Genomic DNA, 18399 nt, shown 5'->3' on the forward strand with positions numbered 1-18399 from the left:
ACGATTTGCAAGTACAATCGCGGTTTAGCCCCATTCCCGAGTATTCTGCTCGGGCATTTTCAAAACTTGCACGGAGAGAGAAGAAATGGCGCACACCCTGCCCCCCCTGCCTTATGCGAAGAACGCCCTCGTTCCGCACATTTCGGAAGAAACTTTCGATTACCACTACGCCAAGCACCATCAGGCCTACGTGACCAACCTGAACAACCTGATCCCGGGCACCGAGTTCGAAAACGCCAGCCTGGAAGAGATCATCAAGAAGGCGAGCGGCGGCATCTACAACAACGCCGCTCAGGTGTGGAACCACACCTTCTTCTGGAACAGCCTGAAGCCGGCTGGCGGCGGAGCACCGACCGGCGCCCTGGCTGCCGCCATTGATGCCAAGTTCGGCAGCTTTGATGCCTTCAAGGAAGCCTTCACCAAGAGTGCCGTGGGCAACTTCGGTTCCTCCTGGACCTGGCTGGTGAAGAAAGCTGATGGCTCGGTTGACATCCTCAACACCGGTGCCGCCGGCAACCCGCTGACGACCGGCGACATCCCGCTGATCGCCATTGATCTGTGGGAACATGCCTACTACATCGACTACCGCAACCTACGTCCGAAGTTCGTCGAGACCTTCCTGACCAGCCTTGCAAACTGGGATTTCGCTGCAGCGAATTTCGCCTGAGCGATCCGTTCAAACAAAAAGGGCGAGCCTGCGGGCTCGCCCTTTTTGTTTGTAGCTGTCGCCCTTAAAGGAAGATCACCGCCGGGAATACCGTGACTGCCAGCACATAGACCAGCCACTCAAGATTGCGGCGGACCAGAAAACCGGTGAAATGCAGGATCAACACCACGATGGCCAGGATGTAGTACAGGGCAAACAGCATCTCACCTCTCCGCTCAGGAACACTTGGGCAACAAGCTTACTCTTCGACGTGGCGCAGCGACAGATCCACAGCGACGACGTCTTTCGTCAGCGCGCCGATGGAAATGCGGTCCACACCGGTTTCGGCAATCTCGCGTACGCGCTCCAGGCTGACGCCACCGGAAGCCTCGAGCTTGGCACGCCCGGCGCTGATCTTCACGGCTTCACGCATTTCGTCGAGTGACATGTTGTCGAGCAAAATCATCTCCGCACCGCACTTGAGCGCTTCGTCGAGCTCGCTCAAACCCTCAACCTCGACCTCGATGAATACGTTGGAAGGCGCCAGCGCCTTGGCACGCTTCATCGCCTGCGCCACGCCTCCAGCGGCAATGATGTGGTTTTCCTTGATCAGGATTCCGTCATACAGTCCGATACGGTGATTGACGCCCCCCGCCACCGAAACCGCATACTTCTGCGCCAGACGCAGGCCAGGCAGGGTCTTTCGAGTATCCACAATGCATGCCGAAGTACCTGCCACCGCCGACACGTACTGCGCCACAGCCGTCGCAGTGCCAGACAGCAACTGAAGAAAGTTCAGGGCCGTACGCTCAGCCGTGAGAAGCGCACGCGCACTGGCAAACACATCACACAGAACCTGCCCGGCACGCACCTGCTCACCATCCCGCACATGCCAGACCACGGACGAATCCGGATCAACCATGCGGAATGTGGTATCGAACCAGGCCGTGCCGCACAACACGGCATCTTCACGTGTGACCACACGGCCACGCGCGCTGCTGTCTTCGGAAATCAACTGGGCCGTAAGGTCACCGGTACCCACATCCTCGGCCAATGCCTGAGCCACGCTGCGGTAAATCTCGACACGCAGCTGTTCTGATTTTTGGTTCATCATGTTCCTCTGTTGAAGCCTTGCAGCACAAAGCATGCAGGGCAGACCGAAGTCAGGAATTGTACACGCCGGGGGAGGCGCAGATGTCCGGAATACTGAGCATTCTCAGCATCAGCCTTGGAGCACTGATTGCGGCAGCCCTGCTCGCTACGCTGGTGTATTTCTATATCCGGGACATTACTCAGAAGAAACACGCCATCTTGCGCAACTACCCGATCGTCGGCCACTTGCGCTACTTCTTCGAAAACCTCGGCGAATACTTCCGCCAGTACTTCTTCCTCAATGACCGCGAGGAAATGCCCTTCAATCGCGCTACCCGTGCCTGGATTTATCGCCTGGCAAAAAAAGAAGGGGGCGCCATCGGTTTCGGCTCCACCTACAAGCTTCAGGAGCCTGGAGCCCTGATCTTCGTGAATGCCCCTTTCCCGGTCCTGGAAGAAGAACGTCAGCCCACCCCGCCACTGGTCATCGGTGAAGGCTTCTGCGCCACGCCCTACATTGCCCGCTCGATCTTCAACATCTCCGGCATGAGTTTCGGTGCAATTTCAAAACCGGCCGTACAGGCCCTTTCTAGGGGTGCCGCCGAGGCCGGCTGCTGGCTGGATACCGGCGAGGGCGGCCTCTCGCCATACCACCTTGAAGGTGCTTGCGATCTGATCATGCAGATCGGCACGGCCAAGTACGGCCTGCGCGATGCCAAGGGCAACTTCTCTCCGGAAAAGCTGCGCGCCCTGGCAGCCCACGACACGGTCCGGGCCTTCGAAGTAAAACTCTCCCAGGGCGCCAAACCCGGCAAGGGTGGCGTGCTGCTGGGCGCCAAGGTCACCGCCGAAATCGCGGCCATTCGCAACATCCCGGTAGGGCAAGACTCTCTCAGCCCGAACCGCCATTACGACATCGGCAATATCGACGAGCTGCTCGACTTCGTTGAACGGGTACGCGATCTGTCCGGCAAACCGGTTGGTATCAAGACCGCCATCGGTGGCTGGCACTTCTCTAACGAACTCTGCGAAGCCGTGTTGCGCCGTGGCCTCACCAGCGCGCCAGACTTTCTCGTCATCGACGGCGGCGAGGGCGGCACCGGTGCTGCACCGCAGGCGCTGGCCGATCACATGGGTCTGTCCATCGATGAAGCCCTACCCCGCGTAGCCGATGCACTCTATGCCAGCGGCTTGAAGGAGCGGGTGCGCCTGATCGCTTCGGGCAAGTTGGTGACCTCCGCACGGGTGGCCTGGGCACTGGCCTGTGGTGCGGACTTCGTCAATTCTGCGCGCGGCTTCATGTTCTCGCTGGGCTGCGTGCAGGCCCTGCGCTGCCACACAAACAGTTGCCCCACCGGAGTAACTACCCACGACCCGCGCCTGCAGCGCGGACTGGTGGTGGAAGAAAAATATCTGCGCGTGGCCAATTACTGCCGCGCAGTCAATGCCGAGGTGGATATGCTGGCTCACTCCTGCGGTCTCGTACATGCCCGCGAATTCCGCCGCGAACATGTGCGCATCGTGCAGCCTTCGGGTCGCTCGGAGGCGCTCTCTAGCCTCTACCCTTACCCGCCGCGTACCTGATTCAAGGCCACCACAACACCGGCCAGCGCGATCACCGCCATCCCCAGCAGAGTGAGGCCGTCCGGTACGCGATCAAAAACCAGCCAACCGAGCAAACCGGCCCACAGCAGTTGCAAATAGGTAAAGGGCGCCAGCAGCGACGCAGGGGCATGGCGATAGGCGCGCGTGAACAAGTAATGTCCCAACCCGCCGGTCACGCCAAGGCTGAACAGCAGTCCGGTTTCGAACAGGGAAGGCCAGGCAATAGCCGGCTGCCAGGGCAGACTCAGACCGAAACACAGCGTGCCGGCCAGCGCGGCGTGAAACAGCAAGGTATTGGTGGACTCGCTGCTGGCCAGCAGGCGCGAGAGGAGCTGATAAGCGGCGGCGCAGAGCGCTGCGCACAGCACCATGGCAACCCCGAAGGCATCCAGACTGGCGCCCGGGCGCGCCACCAGCAGCACTCCGCAGAAGCCGGCGAGCACCGCCCCCCAGCGAAGCCAACCGATGCGCTCGCCGAGCAAGGGCCGCGACAGCAAGACGACCAGCAAGGGAGCCACAAAACCGATCGCTGTCGCCTCAGCAACCGGCAGGCGTACCAGCCCCTGCATCATGAACAGTGTGCAAGCGACCAGGCACAAGGCGCGCACAACCACCAGCAGAGTACGCCGCGGGCGCACGAAGCCCAGACCCTGACGTGGCCATAGGATGCCCAGCATCAGGACGAGGTGCACCACGTAACGTACGAAGGCCATCAAAGGCACCGGGAAATGCGCCGCCAGATAGCGGATCGTGCTGTCCAGACAAGCAAAGAGAAATACTGCACTGGCGATCAGGAGCACGCCGCGCAACGGATGCGGGGAAGCTGTCGTCATCGTTTCAGCCAGGCATTGAAGATCCGCCGCGCAGCCGGCATGGTTTCGGAAGGCGTAAGCCCCACCGGGCCGATCCCCTCACACGCCAGCTGATCCGCTGCGCAGCCATGCAGGTGGCAGGCCGCAGCAGCGGCATCCAGCGCCGGCCAGCCCTGCGCCAGCAAGGCCACAATGAGGCCAGTCAAGACGTCTCCCATCCCCCCGACAGCCATTCCGGCGTTACCCGAGGCATTAATGAACCAAGCGCCCTGGCTGCCGGCAACGATGCTGCCGCAGCCCTTGAGGATGACTTCGGCATTGAAGCGTCGCGCCAGCGCCTGCGCCGCCCGAAGCCGGTCCGCCTGCACAGCGGCGGTGCCGGTACCGAGCAGGCGTGCCGCTTCGGCCGGGTGTGGTGTCAGCACGCCAGGCCAAGCACGACGACGCAGCAAGTCCTGCAGGGGCGGGTCTTCTGCCAGCAGATTCAGCGCATCCGCATCCAGTAACAAGGGACCGGCAAAACCCAGCGCACGCCGCAGTTGTGCCTGTGCAGTTTCGCCGCGCCCCAGGCCAGGGCCGAGGGCCAGAGCCTTGACCAGCAGCGCCAACTCGCCTGGCGCGCGCAGCATCAACTCCGGATACAGCGGATCAACCCCTGCCGACTGCGCATCGAGCAGCCCCAGAAAGACCTTGCCCGGGCCCAAATGCAACGCAGCCCGAGCCGCCAGCAAAGCAGCTCCCTGCATGCCAGCAGCGCCCCCGATCACGCCAACAGCACCGAAATCCCCCTTATGCACATTGCGACGCCGCGGCTGCAGATGCGCAGAAAAGAGTTCCGGCGCAAGGACGCGGCCGGCATCCTCCGGCACGGGTAAATCCAGGTCGAATAGGCGCAACTCGCCGCAATGGTCGGGGCCATCCAGTGTCAGCAGCCCCGGTTTGTGGGCAATGAAACTGGCGGTATGACTGGCGCGAACGGTCGGGCCAACGCAGGCACCGGTTTCCGCATCCAGCCCGGAGGGCGTATCCAAGGCCAGTACCGGACATGTCAGCGCATTCAGGCGAACAATCCATTCCGCATAGAGCCCGGCTGGCGGACGCTTCAAACCGATGCCGAAAAGCGCATCCACCGCCAATGCCCAGCGCGTGCCGATGAAATCGCTGACGATCTGGCCACCACTGGCCAGCCAGCGCTCACGCGCCGCCCGCGCATCCGGCGGCAGACTGCTCACCCCGGCCGGCGTGGCCAGCACTACCTGCAGGCCGCGAGCCGCCAGCTCACGCGCCAGTACATAGCCATCACCGCCATTGTTTCCGGGGCCCACCAAGACCAGCACCGGGCCGCGCGCCTCGCCAAGCAATTCCAGCGCCCAGGCGGCAGCGGCCTGCCCGGCCCGCTCCATGAGCGGCGGCTGAGCCTGGGCATAAAGCTGCTCCAGCGCGCGCAAAGCCTCGCTACCGAGAATCGGGATGAATGACGGAATCATGGCCGGGCGGCTCATATCAGACGGCTTTCAAGCTTGGCCGGCCTGCGTCTTATATGCAAGCCGGCCATTTCATCTGGCCTTGCTCAGATTTCCACCTGGGTGCCGAACTCCACCACCCGGTTGGGCGGGATCTTGAAAAAGTCCGCGGCACTGCCCGCGTTGCGGAACATGAAGAAAAACAGGCGCTCACGCCACATCGCCATACCCGGCTTGATATGCGGGACCAGCTTTTCTCGACCAAGGAAAAAGGTAGTTTCCATCATGTGGAAGGGCAGGCGCCCGTCCTCGGTCACAGCCTGCATGGCGGCCGGAATGTCCGGCTCATCCTTGAAGCCGTAACGCACGTACATCCGGTAGAAACCGTAATCGAGCTCCTCGATTTCGACACGATCAATGTCCGGCACGCTCGGTACGTCTTCGGTGATCACCGTGAGCAGCACAACGCGCTCATGCAGCACCTTGTTGTGCAGCAGATTGTGCAGCAGCGGGCGCGGCACACCGCTCGGCGTGGAGGTCATGAAGATTCCGGTCCCCTCAACACGTCGCGGTGGCGAGTGAAACAGTGAAGAGATGAAGATATCGAGCGGCATCGTCTCGGTATCGGTACGCTCCTTGAGCAGGGTGCGGCCACGTTTCCAGGTCGCCAGCAGTGAAAACACGGCCAGGCCCATGGCCAACGGGAACCAGCCTCCATCCACGATCTTCACCGCACAAGCGATCACGAAGGCCAGATCGACAATCAGGAAGCCAACGAGGAACACGAGCCCCTTGCCGATCGACCAGTTCCACAGATGCTGCACCACCACGAACGCCAGCAAGGTGTCGATGAGCATGGTCAGGGTCACGGCAATGCCATAGGCCGACGCCAGGTTGGAGGACGAACGGAAGCCCAGTACAACCGCCACCACGGCCAGCAAGAGAGTCCAGTTCACGCCCGGCACGTAGATCTGGCCGATCTCCTTGTGCGAGGTGTGAATGTAGGCAATGCGCGGGCAGTAACCAAGCTGGGTGGCCTGGCGGGTCAGCGAGAAGGCACCGGAAATCACCGCTTGCGAAGCAATGATGGCGGCCGCAGTGGCCAGCCCCACCATTGGATACAGCGCCCAGGACGGAGCCAGCAGGTAGAAGGGGTTGCGCACCGCTTCGGGGTCGGAAAGCAGCAACGCGCCCTGCCCCAGATAATTCATGTAGATACAGGGCAGCACCAGACCGAACCACGCGAGCTTGATCGGACGGCGGCCGAAGTGGCCCATATCGGCATACAAGGCCTCGCCGCCGGTCACCGCCAGCACCACCGAGCCCAGTGCCAGAAACCCGTGCCAGCGGTGCTCAATGAAGAAGTTCACCCCGTAGAGCGGGTTGACCGCCTTCAGCACATAGGGATGCTCCACCACCTGCAGCAGGCCCAGCAGGCCCAGGGTCAGAAACCAGATCACCATCACCGGACCGAACAAGGCGCCGACGCTGGCCGTACCCCGGCTCTGCATCCAGAACAGCGCCAGCAGCACGCACAGCGAGATCGGCAGCACGAAGCGCTCCAGGCCAGGCGCGGCGATGTTCAGACCTTCCACCGCCGACAGCACCGACATCGCCGGGGTAATCACGCCATCGCCGTAGAACAAGGCGGCGCCGAACATGCCCAGCACCGTCAACAGCCACATCTTGCCCTTGGAACCGGCTACTGCGCGGTTGGCCAGGGCGGTGAGCGCCATGATGCCGCCTTCACCACGATTGTCCGCACGCATGATGAACACCACGTACTTGAGCGACACGACCAACATCAGCGCCCAGAACACCAACGACAGGATACCCAGCACATTCGCCTCGACCGGCGCAATGCCATGTCCGCCGAACACCTCCTTCATCGTGTAGAGCGGACTGGTGCCGATATCGCCATAGACGATGCCTGTTGCGGCCAGTGTCAGGGCCGCCAGACGCTTGCGGGAAATCGCGCCGCCAGGGGCGGACGGTTCGTGGGACATGCGGGGTCATCTCCAATAGACAGACTGGCTTGCCCTCGTGCAGCACTGCCAGCGGCGCGAAGCTACCACCGCTACCGCACTGCGACAATCACGGCCGCGCAAAGCGTGGGCAATTTCCCACAAACTGCGCTTCCCGCTAAGATTCTGGCCGCAGCAACCTCCTGAATTCCCCACATGCCCTCATCCCCTCTTCCTGGCAAGGTTTTCCTGGTCGGCGGCGGTCCCGGCGATCCGGACCTGCTCACCGTGAAAGCCGTACGCCTGCTCGCCGCGGCCGACGTTGTCGTGTACGACAATCTGGTCAGCCCGGCCGTACTGGCCCATGCCCCGCCCCAGGCGCAGCGCATCTATGTCGGCAAGAAAGCCGGCAAGCATGCCCTACCACAGGAAGAGATCAACCAACTGCTGGTGGAGCTGGCCCGCGAAGGCAAGCAGGTGGTGCGCCTGAAGGGCGGGGACCCTTACATCTTCGGACGGGGAGGCGAAGAAGCCGAAACCCTGGTCGCCGCAGGCATCCCCTTTGAAGCCGTGCCGGGTGTGACGGCCGCCGCCGGCGCCGCCGCCTATACCGGCATTCCGCTGACCCACCGCGATCACGCCCAGTCCTGCTTCCTCGTCACCGGCCACCTCAAGGACGAGAGCTGCAACCTGGACTGGCCCACCCTGGCCCGCGCGGGCCAGACGCTGGTGATCTACATGGGTCTGACCTCCTTACCCGAGATCAGTCGCCAGCTCATCGCCCACGGCATGGCGGCGGACACACCGGCGGCCTGCGTGCGCCGCGCCACCCTGCCGGATCAGCAAGTCATCACTGGTACGATCACCGACCTGCCAGCCCAGGTGCTGGCGGCCGGCTTGAAACCTCCCGCACTGCTGATCATCGGCCGGGTAGTGAGCCTGCACACAGTGCTACACCCTGTAGCGGGCACACTCGGCCAAGAGTCGTAGGGGTCTGCCGCAGCTTGCCTGGCGCCCCCATAGGGCGCCAAGCTGCCGCGCGGAGAGACAGCACCTGAAGTACCTGCACGGCATGTCAAAACAGATTCCCGGCATCGACGGGAGTCGCGGGGAGAAAACATGTTGCGTTACCTGCTGGGCCTGTGTGCCCTGCTCGGCTCCTTGTCCTTGCCAGCCCTCGCTGGCCCCACCGACACGCCGGTCTGGTCAGTCCACACCAATACCAGGCCCATGTCTTTCGAGCACGTCGAAAGCCTGCCCGCGACTGATTGGGAAGCCCTGCCAGCTGGCGGCATGACCAATCGCGGCTTCCGCGGCAACAGCCTGTGGCTGCAGACCCGCCTCAGTCCCGAGCGTTTCGGCAAGCAGGTGCTGGAGCTCGCCAATCCGCTGCACGACCGCATCACCCTCTACATCCTGCGTGACAACGCCCCCCCCGAAGTACGCCACGGCGGCTTTCGCCAGGCCCACACACCACAAACCTTCAGTCGTTATCACAACCAGCTCTTCGACTTCGATCTGGAAGCCGGCCAAGGCAGCACACTGTTCCTCAACATTGAAACCTCGCGCCCACTGTTTGCCTGGCCAAGGCTCTACAGCGGCAGCGATTTCTTCGGCAACAGCGTCAAGGAACGCATGTGGCTGGGGCTTTATTGCGGGCTCTTCGTCACCCTGTGCCTTTACAGCCTGATGGCCTGGGTCGGCACCCGCGACAGCAACTACTTCGATTACGCCCTCTTCCTCTCGCTCATGGGTCTGGTGCAAGGCCAGATGCTGGGGGTATGGCACGAATTCTTCATGCGCGGGCATCCGGCCTGGCAAGACTTCCTCTCCAGTCTGCTGCCTGCACTGGCTCTGGCCGCGTTCTGCCGCTTTGCGCGCAACTTCCTGAACCTGGCCGAACACGATCCACGCCTCTATCGCCTGCTCACGCTGTGCATGTGGGCCGCCCCGGCGCTGATCCTGCCGACCTGGTGGCTGTTCGGCAGCGAAGTTTCGATCCCGGTCACCGACCTCGTCTCGCTACTCTTCTCCGGCACCGGCATCTTGGCGGGTTTCAGCCGGCTTGGAGCAGGCTATCGCCCGGCACGCTACTATCTTCTCTCGCAAATTCCACTGGTCAGCGGCGGCCTGATCTATGTGAGTGCCAATCTGGGATTAATCCCGGCGATTCCATTGGCCATGTTCGGTTTTCAGCTTGGCGCCGGCCTCAGCGCCGTGATGATCGCCCTGGCACTGGCGGGCAAGCTGCGCGCGCTGCAGCAGGAGCATCTGCAGGCCCACAGTGATCGCCTGATCGCCGAACAGCAGATGATCGAAGTCTTGCGCGAATCGGAAGCGGCACTGGAAACCCGTGTGCAGGAACGCACTCGCCAGCTCGAAGAAGCGCTGGAGCTGCAATACCGCCAGCACAATGAACTGGAGCGCAGCAATGTCAGCCTGAAGGCCCTCCACGAAGAGCGTGGAGCCTTCCTGCAGATCGCCGCCCACGACCTCAAGAACCCCACCGCCGCCATCATCAGTTATGCCGATCTGCTGCGCGAGCGCTGGCACAGTTGGGATGAAGAGAAAAAGCTCAAGCGCATCGGCAACATCCGCAGCATGGCCCAGCTGACTTTCGACATCATCCGCAAGCTGCTCGATATCGACGCCATCGAGTCCGGCAACTACGCCCTGCGCCCGACCACGCTGAACGCCTCGGAGAGCCTGCGCAGCGTCTGTGCGGAATATCGCGAGCGTTGCGAAGCCAAGGATCTGCGCTTGCACCTGAGTCTCGGCGAAGACGCACTGCGCCTGCGCATCGACAAGACCGCGCTGCACCAGATCCTCGACAATCTGGTCTCCAACGCCATCAAGTACTCCCCGCAAGGGCGCAGCATCCACGTCAGCCTAGAACAGGAAGCCGGCCATGCCCTGATCCAGGTGCGCGACGAAGGGCCGGGCATCTCAGAAGAAGACCAGAGCAAGCTGTTCCGCAAATTCACCCGCCTCAGCGCCCGCCCCACCGGCGGTGAGCACTCCACCGGTCTGGGGCTTTCCATCGTCAAGCACATGGTGGAGGCAAGCGGCGGTCAGGTCGGCTGCCTGAGCCGACTCGGCGAAGGCGCGACCTTCTTCGTGAGCCTGCCGCTAGCGGCTTGAATGATGCCCGAGCGGCTAGCTCAAGGCCGCTCCTGCAGGGCTCGGAGCGCGCCCCTTACTGCCGCACTTCGAACAGGTTCTCGGCGCGCCAGTCCGCCCGATTGCTGCGGAAAGGATTGATATCCAGCCCGCCCCGCCGGGTGTAGCGTGCCCACACCGCAAGCTCGCGCGGCGCACAGCGGGTCAGGACGTCGGTAAAGATGCGCTCCACACATTGCTCATGGAATTCGTTGTGCTCGCGGAAGGAGATGATGTAGCGCAGCAAGGCCTCACGCTCGATACGCGGGCCGCTGTAGCGCAGCGCCACCATGCCCCAGTCCGGCTGGCCGGTGACCAGGCAGTTGGACTTGAGCAGATGCGAGCAAAGCAGCTCACCCTCCACCAGTTGCGCCGGATCAGCGCGCAGCAATGAGGGCTGCGGCGAATACTGCGCCACCTCGATATCCAGCGCATCGATGCACTCGCCCTGCAGATAATCGATCTCGCGGCGCGGGCGACGCTCGAGCGGCTGCACGCTGACCCGCACCGAAGCGCCGGCAGCCTGTGACAGATCACGCGCCAGGGTGGCGGACACTGCTTCGGCGTCAGTCATGCGGGTCTGGTTAAAGGAGTTCAGGTAGAGCTTCAGCGACTTGGATTCGATCAGGCGCGGTGAATGCGCCGGCACCCGGAATTCGCCCAGCGCCACGACCGGCTTGCCACGTGGATTAAGCCAGGAAATCTCGTAGGCATTCCACAGATCCTCGCCTGTAAAAGGCAAGGCGGCTTCATCCAGCCCGAGCTCATCGCGCTTCTGCTTACGCGGAATCGGAAACAGCAGCTCCGGCGCGTAATCACTACGGTAAGCCGTGGCTCGACCCAGGGGAGAGTTTTCTGGCACAAGTTTTTCGTTCATGACAATTCCGGATCAATACGGGCCAGAGATGGCCCGCCAAGGGAAAACCAGCGGAGCCCGAACCATTCCAGGCAACAGGCTCCACAACCTTATTGCGACCTAAGCCTCACGCCAGTCCGGCCCTTTCAAGGCACGGGAAATTTCATCCAGCGTCGCCCGTGCTTCCTCAAACAGGCTGAACATGGTCACGAAACCATGCACCATGCCCGCATATTCGGAGTACTGCACCGGCACGCCCGCCGCTTGCAGGCGCTCGGCGTAGCGCGCGCCGTCGTCAGCCAGCGGATCACACTCAGCGGTAATCACCAGCGCTGGCGGCAGATTGGCATGACTCGCGGCGAGGGCCGGCGAAGCCCGCCAATCCTGCTTTTCAATGCCACGTGCAAAATACTGATGATGAAACCAGGCCATGGTTTCGCGTTCCAGAAAGTGGCCTGCCCCATAGCGCCGGCCACTCTCGAATTCACTCAGCAGATCGGTGGCAGGATAAATCAGCACCTGCTGACGGATCGCCGGCCCACCGCCATCGCGCGCCTTCAGGGCCAACACCGCAGCCAGATTGCCACCCGCCGAATCCCCCGCTACCACCAGGTGATCGCTATCCAGAGCGAGCCCCTGCGCTTCACGCACCAGCCAGCGCAGTGCAAACCAGGCGTCGTCCACCGCGGCCGGAAACTGGTGCTCGGGCGCCAGGCGATAATCCAGCGCCACTACAGCCATGCCTGTGGCATTGGCCAGGGCGCGGCACCAGGCATCGTAAGCAGCCATATCGCCCAGCGTCCAGCCACCGCCATGCAGCCACAGGATCACCGGCAAACCCGCCTCCAGGCTCGGTCGATACAGGCGTGCCGCCAGCGGACCACCGGCATGCTCACGGCGCATGAGCTGCAGTTCTTCGACCGCAGCAACCGCTTCCGGCTCGCCGCGATAGGCAAACATCAGCTTGTAGAAACTGCGCCGTGCGACCTCGACCGGCAACTCATGCAGGCGCGGCGCATCGATGCGATGCAGCATCGCCAGCCAGGCAGCGGAACGGGGATCGAGAGGCATGGGCAGAACTTCAGCGCGGAAGCCGCGATTTTAGCGTGGCCGCGCCCTCAATCCGGCAAACGGATCGCGGGTCCGGTCAGCCCGGCTACGCCCAAGCGACGCAGCGTACCCGCCTCGGCTTCGGACACCACACGCTCGGCAATCAAGGCGATGTCCAGCCCTTGCGCCACGTCCACCAGAGCCTTCACGAAGCGCTGGTGATCCGGATTGCTGTCGATATCCGCGACGAAGGCTCCATCGAGTTTGAGGTAGTCCAACCCAAGATCCTGCAACCGGGCGCTGACATTGATCTGTCGGCCAAAGTGCTCGATACCGAACTTGCAGCCTGCCACGCGCAGCACCTGCGCCAAGCCACCCAGCACCTCCAGCCCGCCGGCCTCGGTCACGCCACGCTCGGAAAGTTCCACCCACAGCCGCACAGCGTCAGCCCCGGCCTCATGCAGGAGGCTGCGCAGGCCGTCCACAAAACCAGCCTCGGCGAGAGATTGCGGCGCCAGATTGATGGCGATCTCGCCAGCTTCGGCCTGCAGCCGCTCAAGCGCCAGTTCCGCAGTGAGCAGATCGAGGCGCGCCGTGAGGCCCAGGCGCGCAGCAGCCGGCATGAACTGACCTGCCGTGAACTCACGCCCCTCTGCATCCAGCATGCGCAACATCGCCTCGCGATGCATCAGGCGCCCGTCGGCAGCCAGCACAGGAAAGCTCGCCAAACGGAAACCGCGCCGCTCAATAGCGCGGTTCAGGCGCTGCAGCCATTCGTCCTGCGACACGGCCAGCAGCTGGCCGCCCCCTATTCCGCCGGCAGCCGGAACCGGCGCCGTCTCAGCCTGCATCACATAGTTATCGAGGCGTGCCAGAACCTCGCCAAGTTGCTCACCGCGCTGATAAATCGTCCAGCCAATGCTGGCCAGCACACCCTCACCTGGTAGCAGATTGGCACGCAACCGCTCGAAGGCTTCGACCAACGTGGAACTGGCAACGCGCGCCTGAGCCTCATCGAGGCCCGGGCACATAAGGCCGAACTCAGCGCCATTGAGACGTGCCACCAGAGCCTCGATAGCCACGTTCTCGCCCTCCCTGGCCGCATCAGGCGGCGGCAGTGAGGGCAACATTTCGATCAGTGCCCGCGCACAACTCTTGAGCAACTCGTCCGTTTCACGCCGACCGAGGCTACGATTGATCGCCGCCAGGTCACGCAAGCGAACCAGGATCAGCAAACCAGAAGGCTCCGCGCGCTCGTCACTCAGCGCCGCACGCAGACTACCCATGAAGAGCGGGCGGCTGGGCACCCCGGTCAGCGAATCATGGCTTACCTCCTGGCGCAAAGCCTCAATCCGCGCCGCCTGCTCAGCGAACATGGCCTTGACCTTGTCCACCATCTTGTTCATCGCGGCACCCACCACGCGCAGCTCCGGCACATTCGGCAAGGGCTGGATCTCGAACCGACGCTGACCAATAGCCTCGGCCTGCTCAACAATGCCCTTCAAGGGTTTTTGCAGCCAGCGCATCAATACGGCCACGACGGCGCACAGCAACAGGCCGACGATTCCCTGGGTCAGCGCCAGCTTGAGGATGCCGGCCCACAGCTCGCCATAAGCGTAACGCGCACTGGCCCGCACCTCGACGCTCCCCGCCTGGCGCCAGCCGTCCGACACCAGCGCTTCTCCCGGTCGCGCATCGAGCGGCACCAGCGCCACGAACCAAGCCGGCGCCGTCGGCGCTGGCGCACTGGTGCGTCGCTCAGCCAGCACCTTGCCCTGCACATCGCGATACACGATAGATTCAAAGTGGCCCGAATCGAATAGCGCCGTCACCAGCAACTCGCTCATCGCAGCATCCTTGCTCTGCTGTGACATCGACAAGGCCAGCGAGGCCGCGCCATCGCTGGACTGGGCGAAGAGCTGCTGCTCAAGATAATTGCGGGCCGTCAGCACGCTCACCACAAAGCTCACCCCAAGCGCCAGCAACATGGCGCCCAGCACGCTCAACCACAACCGTTTCAGCAAAGACATCCCGTTTCCCTTCTCAAGGCTCGTAGCCTTCAGCCCGCATCTTCGATTTCAAACCCGCCCACAACGAAAGGCGATCCACCGGCGAAGTCGGCCGCGTGGCCCCCCCCATGAACACCCCTTCGCGATTGAAACTGAATACCGGAGCGAGATCAGGCCGGCGCGAAGCGGGGCGAATGTCGGTGATCAGATTATCCAGCACCAGCGGCTCCGCATCTGGAGCGGCATAGTAGCCGAGCACCATGTGCGCCACCTGCACCGGGCTGCCCGACGAGCCCAGCGTAGCCCGCACATAGATCATGCGCAGGCGCTCGGGCGCCACGCCCAGCTCAAGCAGGCTGTGCAGCTTGGCAATCGCGTAATCCTCGCAGTCTCCAGCGCCCTGCCCCAGAAACTCGATCGGCGTAGCCCAGTAGTCCGCCACCCGCCAGACGACAATGTCATCCAGAAAACGGATCCGACGATTGAAGAAATCATTCACCCGGCGCAGCTTGTCGGCCTCTGAAAGATTGCCCGCCCCCTGCAGCATATCGCGCCAATCGCGCAGGCTCTGCTCACCGGCGCTGCCATAGCGCTCGCGCATGCTGACCAGCATGCGATCGAGATCCACCCCCGCCCAGGCAACAACGCCAAGGCTCAGCAGCGCGCACAAGCCGCCCAGCAGCACCGCTCGGCGCCAACGGGCAGAGCAAGTGTGAAATAGTTCTTTATAAGACATATTCCGACACAGATTGCTTCAACAAAAACGACTCCTGAGAAGGGGCAAGGCATAAAATCTAAATCAATAACAAGCCCTGCAAACCATTACCGCACCGGCACGCCCCATGAAAATATTAGCTTTATCCCTGATGCTGATCGGCAGCGTAGCGCAGGCAGCAACGCTTGCCGAAATTACCGAACGCGCCCTGGCCCGCAACCCGGAAGTCCAGATGCGCCTGCACGAATACAACGCGGCAGGTGAAGAGCAACAAGCCGCACGCGGCAGCCTGCGCCCCCGTCTCGATCTGGATGCTTACGCCGGCCGCGAACGCTACGACCCCTCGCCCGGCACCAGCAACTACTTCAACCACCCTGGCGTCGCCATCCAGCTGCGCCAGTTGCTCTTCGATGGCGGCAGTGCCCGTGGCGAAGTGCGTCGCCTAGGTTATACCAAGGCCACCCGCTACTTCGAACTGCTTGCCGCCGCCGATGACATCGGCTTCGAATCGGCGCGCGCTTACCTCGATGTACAGCGTTATCGGCAGCTTTCGCTGCAAGCGCAGGAGAATTGGGGCGCCCACAAAGAAGTTTATGAACAGATCGCCTCGCGCGTGCAGGCCGGCGTCGGCCGCCGAGTCGATCTGGAGCAGGCCTCCGGCCGCCTCGCCCTCGCCCAGTCGAACTGGCTGACAGAGACCAGCAACCTGCACGACGTTAGCGCCCGCTTCCAGCGCATCGTTGGTGAAGCGCCGCCAGTGCTGACCGAAGCACCGGATCTGACAAAAAGCCTGCCGGAAGAAAAGAGCGTTATTTCCGACGCACTGCGCGACAACCCCAGCTTCATGGCCGCCGTCTCCAACCTGCGCGCGGCGCGTGCCCAAACCGATGTCCGCCGCTCCACGCAGAACTCGCCGACCGTTGAATTCCGCGCCTCCACCGGCGTCGAGCGCAACCGCAACGGTTTCTCCGGCAACTACAACGATGCCGCCGCCCAGGTCGTGATGAACTACAACCTGTTCAAGGGTGGATCAGACAGCGCCCGCCTGCGCCAGGCCAATGAGCAGTACTCGGCCGCCGTCGAGATGCGCGAGAAGGCCTGCCGCGAAGTGCGTCAGACCACCACCATCGGCTGGAACAACGTACGCAAGCTGCGCGAACAACTGCGCTATCTGGACCAGCATCTGCTCGCCACCGAGAAGGCTCGCGACGCCTACCGCCAGCAGTTCGACATCGGCCAGCGCACCCTGCTGGATCTGCTCGACACCGAGAACGAACTCTTCCAGGCCCGCCGCGCCTACGCCAATGCCCAGTACGACCTGCGCCTTGCGGAATACCAGGTCCTCACCGCATCCCACCGCCTGTTGCCAGGCCTGGGCCTCGCACCGTCTGCGGCCAGCTTCCCGGAACTGGACGCCGCCGAATCGGAAGACGCCGTCGCCCGTTGCGGCACGGACCTGCCAGCCTACGAACCGCTCGATCTGGCCGCAGCCATGGCCGCCCGTCCAACTCCCGCCAAGGCACCACTCCCAGCCCCAAGCCCCGCGCCCGTGCCAGCCACCATCCAGGCCCAGTGCGAATTCGCCGTGCAGGACTGGGCCGCCGCCTGGTCGGCCAAGGACCTCAAGAAATACATGGGCTACTACTCGAACAACTTCGAGCCGCTGACCCGTGCCGACCGCGAAGACTGGCGCCGCTTCCGCGCCGAGCGCCTGGACAAGGAAAACATCTCGGTCGAACCGCGCAACCTCAGCGTGAAGCAGCTCACGGCCGACACTTGCGAAGCCAACTTCCGCCAGCGCTATCGCTCCAGCGACTTCAACGACGACGTCGACAAGCGCCTGGTGCTGAAGAAAGAAGCCAATGCCTGGCGCATCATCCAGGAAATCGCACCGAAGAAATCCAGCGCGAACTGACTGAACGGCAAGGCAAAACAAAGGGCGCCCTCGGGCGCTCTTCGTTTTGGTGCTGAGGGTGACGGCTTACGGCCATGAACGGACCTCCAGATTCGCCGCTACAAAGCAGTCGTTCGTTGCTCCCGGACTGTAATCTGCGGAGTGAGGTTTTTCACGATTCTGTTAATGCATGTTCACATGCACAGTAAAATCATGAAAAGCGAGTCTGGAAGCCATTCTTCGCTGGTCGGTCGCGCCATGACAGGGATCACGTGCCGATGATGAACAGTAAACCTGTCGCCCTTATCAAGTTAGACGGCACCTTTCAAAACCCTCAGCGCGCATTCACGTAACGATGGACGCACCTAAACTGCATCCCATTCTGGATAGACCATACGAGTACGATCTCGGCGATTTCCGGTATCACATCGACAGAGAAGACCCAGGCGCATCCTTCATTGAAATGACACTGTGCAAGAACAGTGATTCACTCAGGCTGCGTTTCTGGCAACCCATCAACCTAAAAATTGAAGAAGGGTTTCCTCAAGCAACGAGAGGGATGGTCTTTTACGATCGTACCGCTGACGGATTGGAAGACATCAAAGTCGAAGTGGCAGACTTTGAAAGTTCGTGGGGCGCCATTACGTTCTGTGCCCGTAGCGTAGAGAAAATCGGTTAGTCATAATGAGCCAGCCGTCGAACACTACAGTCGAGAGGGACAGCCAACATGCTGCGCTTGTCGGTACCCTTCGCGGCTTCGCCGCTACGGCGGCCTCTCACGTCAAACGTTAGTCATGCAGAACATGACCGTTTTGCCACTCGTCGATGCCATCTTCGCCATAACCAGCGCGCCGGAGAATGCGGTGATCTGCACGCGAGAGCCATTCAGCTGGGGAGCAGAGTCCGTGATTGCTCAATACACCGAAGACTTTCGTGTTCCCAAAGACGTTCAACTAAAGGGCTTCAAGTATTTCCTGGGGAAGGAGGACGTGGTTGATCTCCTTGACAAAATTGCCGCGAAGCGCGCATCAAGAGAAACTCAGGCCGAGTTTGTCGCGCACTATGCGATGTTCGACGCATATCCGTACTGGTTCGATGATCTGCAAGAACGCTAGTTACGCTGGCGCGCTGCCG

General features: G+C 62.3%; 16 protein-coding genes. 7 read left to right on the forward strand and 9 right to left on the reverse strand.

Annotated features, from left to right (window positions below; translation table 11 throughout):
• Positions 1-85: 85 nt before the first annotated feature.
• Positions 86-667: a superoxide dismutase gene (locus Q3Y64_RS05770; RefSeq protein ID WP_101941308.1), complete on the forward strand. Its 582-nt coding sequence runs from the start codon at positions 86-88 to the stop codon at positions 665-667.
• A gap of 64 nt (positions 668-731) precedes the next feature.
• Here Q3Y64_RS05770 and Q3Y64_RS05775 read toward each other — a convergent pair whose 3' ends face one another.
• Entirely contained in the window at positions 732-869 is a 138-nt protein-coding gene (locus Q3Y64_RS05775; protein ID WP_170020828.1) for a hypothetical protein, read from the reverse strand.
• Between the two features lie 36 nt (positions 870-905).
• On the reverse strand, positions 906-1757 hold the full coding sequence (nadC, locus tag Q3Y64_RS05780; RefSeq protein WP_101941309.1) for a carboxylating nicotinate-nucleotide diphosphorylase: 852 nt from the start codon (positions 1755-1757) through the stop codon (positions 906-908).
• Positions 1758-1840: 83 nt separating this feature from the next.
• Between nadC and Q3Y64_RS05785 the strand changes: the two genes are divergently transcribed.
• Positions 1841-3322, forward strand: coding sequence for an FMN-binding glutamate synthase family protein (locus Q3Y64_RS05785; RefSeq protein ID WP_303560438.1), 1482 nt, complete (start codon positions 1841-1843; stop codon positions 3320-3322).
• Here the strand turns inward: Q3Y64_RS05785 and Q3Y64_RS05790 are convergent.
• The 3 genes from Q3Y64_RS05790 to Q3Y64_RS05800 form a co-directional block, all read right to left on the reverse strand.
• A complete protein-coding gene (locus Q3Y64_RS05790; protein WP_303560439.1) occupies positions 3304-4176 on the reverse strand; it encodes a DMT family transporter in 873 nt (290 codons plus the stop codon). The genes Q3Y64_RS05785 and Q3Y64_RS05790 overlap by 19 nt on opposite strands.
• Positions 4173-5642 (reverse strand): NAD(P)H-hydrate dehydratase, encoded by a 1470-nt coding sequence (locus Q3Y64_RS05795; RefSeq protein ID WP_101941675.1) that lies wholly within the window; start codon positions 5640-5642, stop codon positions 4173-4175. Before Q3Y64_RS05795 ends, Q3Y64_RS05790 begins: the two co-directional genes overlap by 4 nt.
• Before the next feature lie 83 nt (positions 5643-5725).
• Positions 5726-7624 (reverse strand): potassium transporter Kup, encoded by a 1899-nt coding sequence (locus Q3Y64_RS05800; protein ID WP_303560440.1) that lies wholly within the window; start codon positions 7622-7624, stop codon positions 5726-5728.
• A gap of 174 nt (positions 7625-7798) precedes the next feature.
• On the opposite strand from Q3Y64_RS05800, the gene cobA reads away from it, so the two are divergent.
• Complete coding sequence (gene cobA, locus Q3Y64_RS05805) at positions 7799-8572, forward strand: uroporphyrinogen-III C-methyltransferase (protein ID WP_303560442.1); 774 nt, start codon at positions 7799-7801, stop codon at positions 8570-8572.
• Positions 8573-8701: 129 nt separating this feature from the next.
• Positions 8702-10723, forward strand: coding sequence for a sensor histidine kinase (locus Q3Y64_RS05810; protein WP_303560443.1), 2022 nt, complete (start codon positions 8702-8704; stop codon positions 10721-10723).
• Positions 10724-10778: 55 nt separating this feature from the next.
• Here Q3Y64_RS05810 and queF read toward each other — a convergent pair whose 3' ends face one another.
• The 4 genes from queF to Q3Y64_RS05830 form a co-directional block, all read right to left on the reverse strand.
• Positions 10779-11618, reverse strand: coding sequence for an NADPH-dependent 7-cyano-7-deazaguanine reductase QueF (queF, locus tag Q3Y64_RS05815; protein ID WP_303560444.1), 840 nt, complete (start codon positions 11616-11618; stop codon positions 10779-10781).
• A 99-nt stretch (positions 11619-11717) separates the two neighbouring features.
• A complete protein-coding gene (locus Q3Y64_RS05820; protein ID WP_303560445.1) occupies positions 11718-12668 on the reverse strand; it encodes an alpha/beta hydrolase in 951 nt (316 codons plus the stop codon).
• A gap of 47 nt (positions 12669-12715) precedes the next feature.
• Positions 12716-14677, reverse strand: coding sequence for an EAL domain-containing protein (locus Q3Y64_RS05825; RefSeq protein WP_303560446.1), 1962 nt, complete (start codon positions 14675-14677; stop codon positions 12716-12718).
• Between the two features lie 13 nt (positions 14678-14690).
• Complete coding sequence (locus Q3Y64_RS05830) at positions 14691-15341, reverse strand: transglutaminase-like cysteine peptidase (protein ID WP_303560447.1); 651 nt, start codon at positions 15339-15341, stop codon at positions 14691-14693.
• A gap of 157 nt (positions 15342-15498) precedes the next feature.
• Between Q3Y64_RS05830 and Q3Y64_RS05835 the strand changes: the two genes are divergently transcribed.
• The 3 genes from Q3Y64_RS05835 (at position 15499) to Q3Y64_RS05845 (ending at position 18380) form a co-directional block, all read left to right on the forward strand.
• Entirely contained in the window at positions 15499-17286 is a 1788-nt protein-coding gene (locus tag Q3Y64_RS05835) for a TolC family outer membrane protein (RefSeq protein ID WP_303560448.1), read from the forward strand.
• 334 nt (positions 17287-17620) lie between these two features.
• Positions 17621-17944, forward strand: coding sequence for a hypothetical protein (locus Q3Y64_RS05840; RefSeq protein WP_303560449.1), 324 nt, complete (start codon positions 17621-17623; stop codon positions 17942-17944).
• Positions 17945-18059: 115 nt separating this feature from the next.
• Complete coding sequence (locus Q3Y64_RS05845; RefSeq protein WP_303560450.1) at positions 18060-18380, forward strand: hypothetical protein; 321 nt, start codon at positions 18060-18062, stop codon at positions 18378-18380.
• Positions 18381-18399: the final 19 nt, after the last annotated feature.

The organism is Uliginosibacterium sp. 31-12, from assembly GCF_030548425.1.
Classification (GTDB): Bacteria; Pseudomonadota; Gammaproteobacteria; order Burkholderiales; family Rhodocyclaceae; genus Uliginosibacterium; species Uliginosibacterium aquaticum.

Coding starts and splice junctions, on each gene's coding strand:
- Q3Y64_RS05770 (WP_101941308.1), top strand. CDS start 86: ATGGCGCACACCCTGCCCCCCCTGCCTTATGCGAAGAACGCCCTCGTT.
- Q3Y64_RS05775 (WP_170020828.1), bottom strand. CDS start 869: ATGCTGTTTGCCCTGTACTACATCCTGGCCATCGTGGTGTTGATCCTG.
- nadC (WP_101941309.1), bottom strand. CDS start 1,757: ATGAACCAAAAATCAGAACAGCTGCGTGTCGAGATTTACCGCAGCGTG.
- Q3Y64_RS05785 (WP_303560438.1), top strand. CDS start 1,841: ATGTCCGGAATACTGAGCATTCTCAGCATCAGCCTTGGAGCACTGATT.
- Q3Y64_RS05790 (WP_303560439.1), bottom strand. CDS start 4,176: ATGACGACAGCTTCCCCGCATCCGTTGCGCGGCGTGCTCCTGATCGCC.
- Q3Y64_RS05795 (WP_101941675.1), bottom strand. CDS start 5,642: ATGATTCCGTCATTCATCCCGATTCTCGGTAGCGAGGCTTTGCGCGCG.
- Q3Y64_RS05800 (WP_303560440.1), bottom strand. CDS start 7,624: ATGTCCCACGAACCGTCCGCCCCTGGCGGCGCGATTTCCCGCAAGCGT.
- cobA (WP_303560442.1), top strand. CDS start 7,799: ATGCCCTCATCCCCTCTTCCTGGCAAGGTTTTCCTGGTCGGCGGCGGT.
- Q3Y64_RS05810 (WP_303560443.1), top strand. CDS start 8,702: ATGTTGCGTTACCTGCTGGGCCTGTGTGCCCTGCTCGGCTCCTTGTCC.
- queF (WP_303560444.1), bottom strand. CDS start 11,618: ATGAACGAAAAACTTGTGCCAGAAAACTCTCCCCTGGGTCGAGCCACG.
- Q3Y64_RS05820 (WP_303560445.1), bottom strand. CDS start 12,668: ATGCCTCTCGATCCCCGTTCCGCTGCCTGGCTGGCGATGCTGCATCGC.
- Q3Y64_RS05825 (WP_303560446.1), bottom strand. CDS start 14,677: ATGTCTTTGCTGAAACGGTTGTGGTTGAGCGTGCTGGGCGCCATGTTG.
- Q3Y64_RS05835 (WP_303560448.1), top strand. CDS start 15,499: ATGAAAATATTAGCTTTATCCCTGATGCTGATCGGCAGCGTAGCGCAG.
- Q3Y64_RS05840 (WP_303560449.1), top strand. CDS start 17,621: ATGGACGCACCTAAACTGCATCCCATTCTGGATAGACCATACGAGTAC.
- Q3Y64_RS05845 (WP_303560450.1), top strand. CDS start 18,060: ATGCAGAACATGACCGTTTTGCCACTCGTCGATGCCATCTTCGCCATA.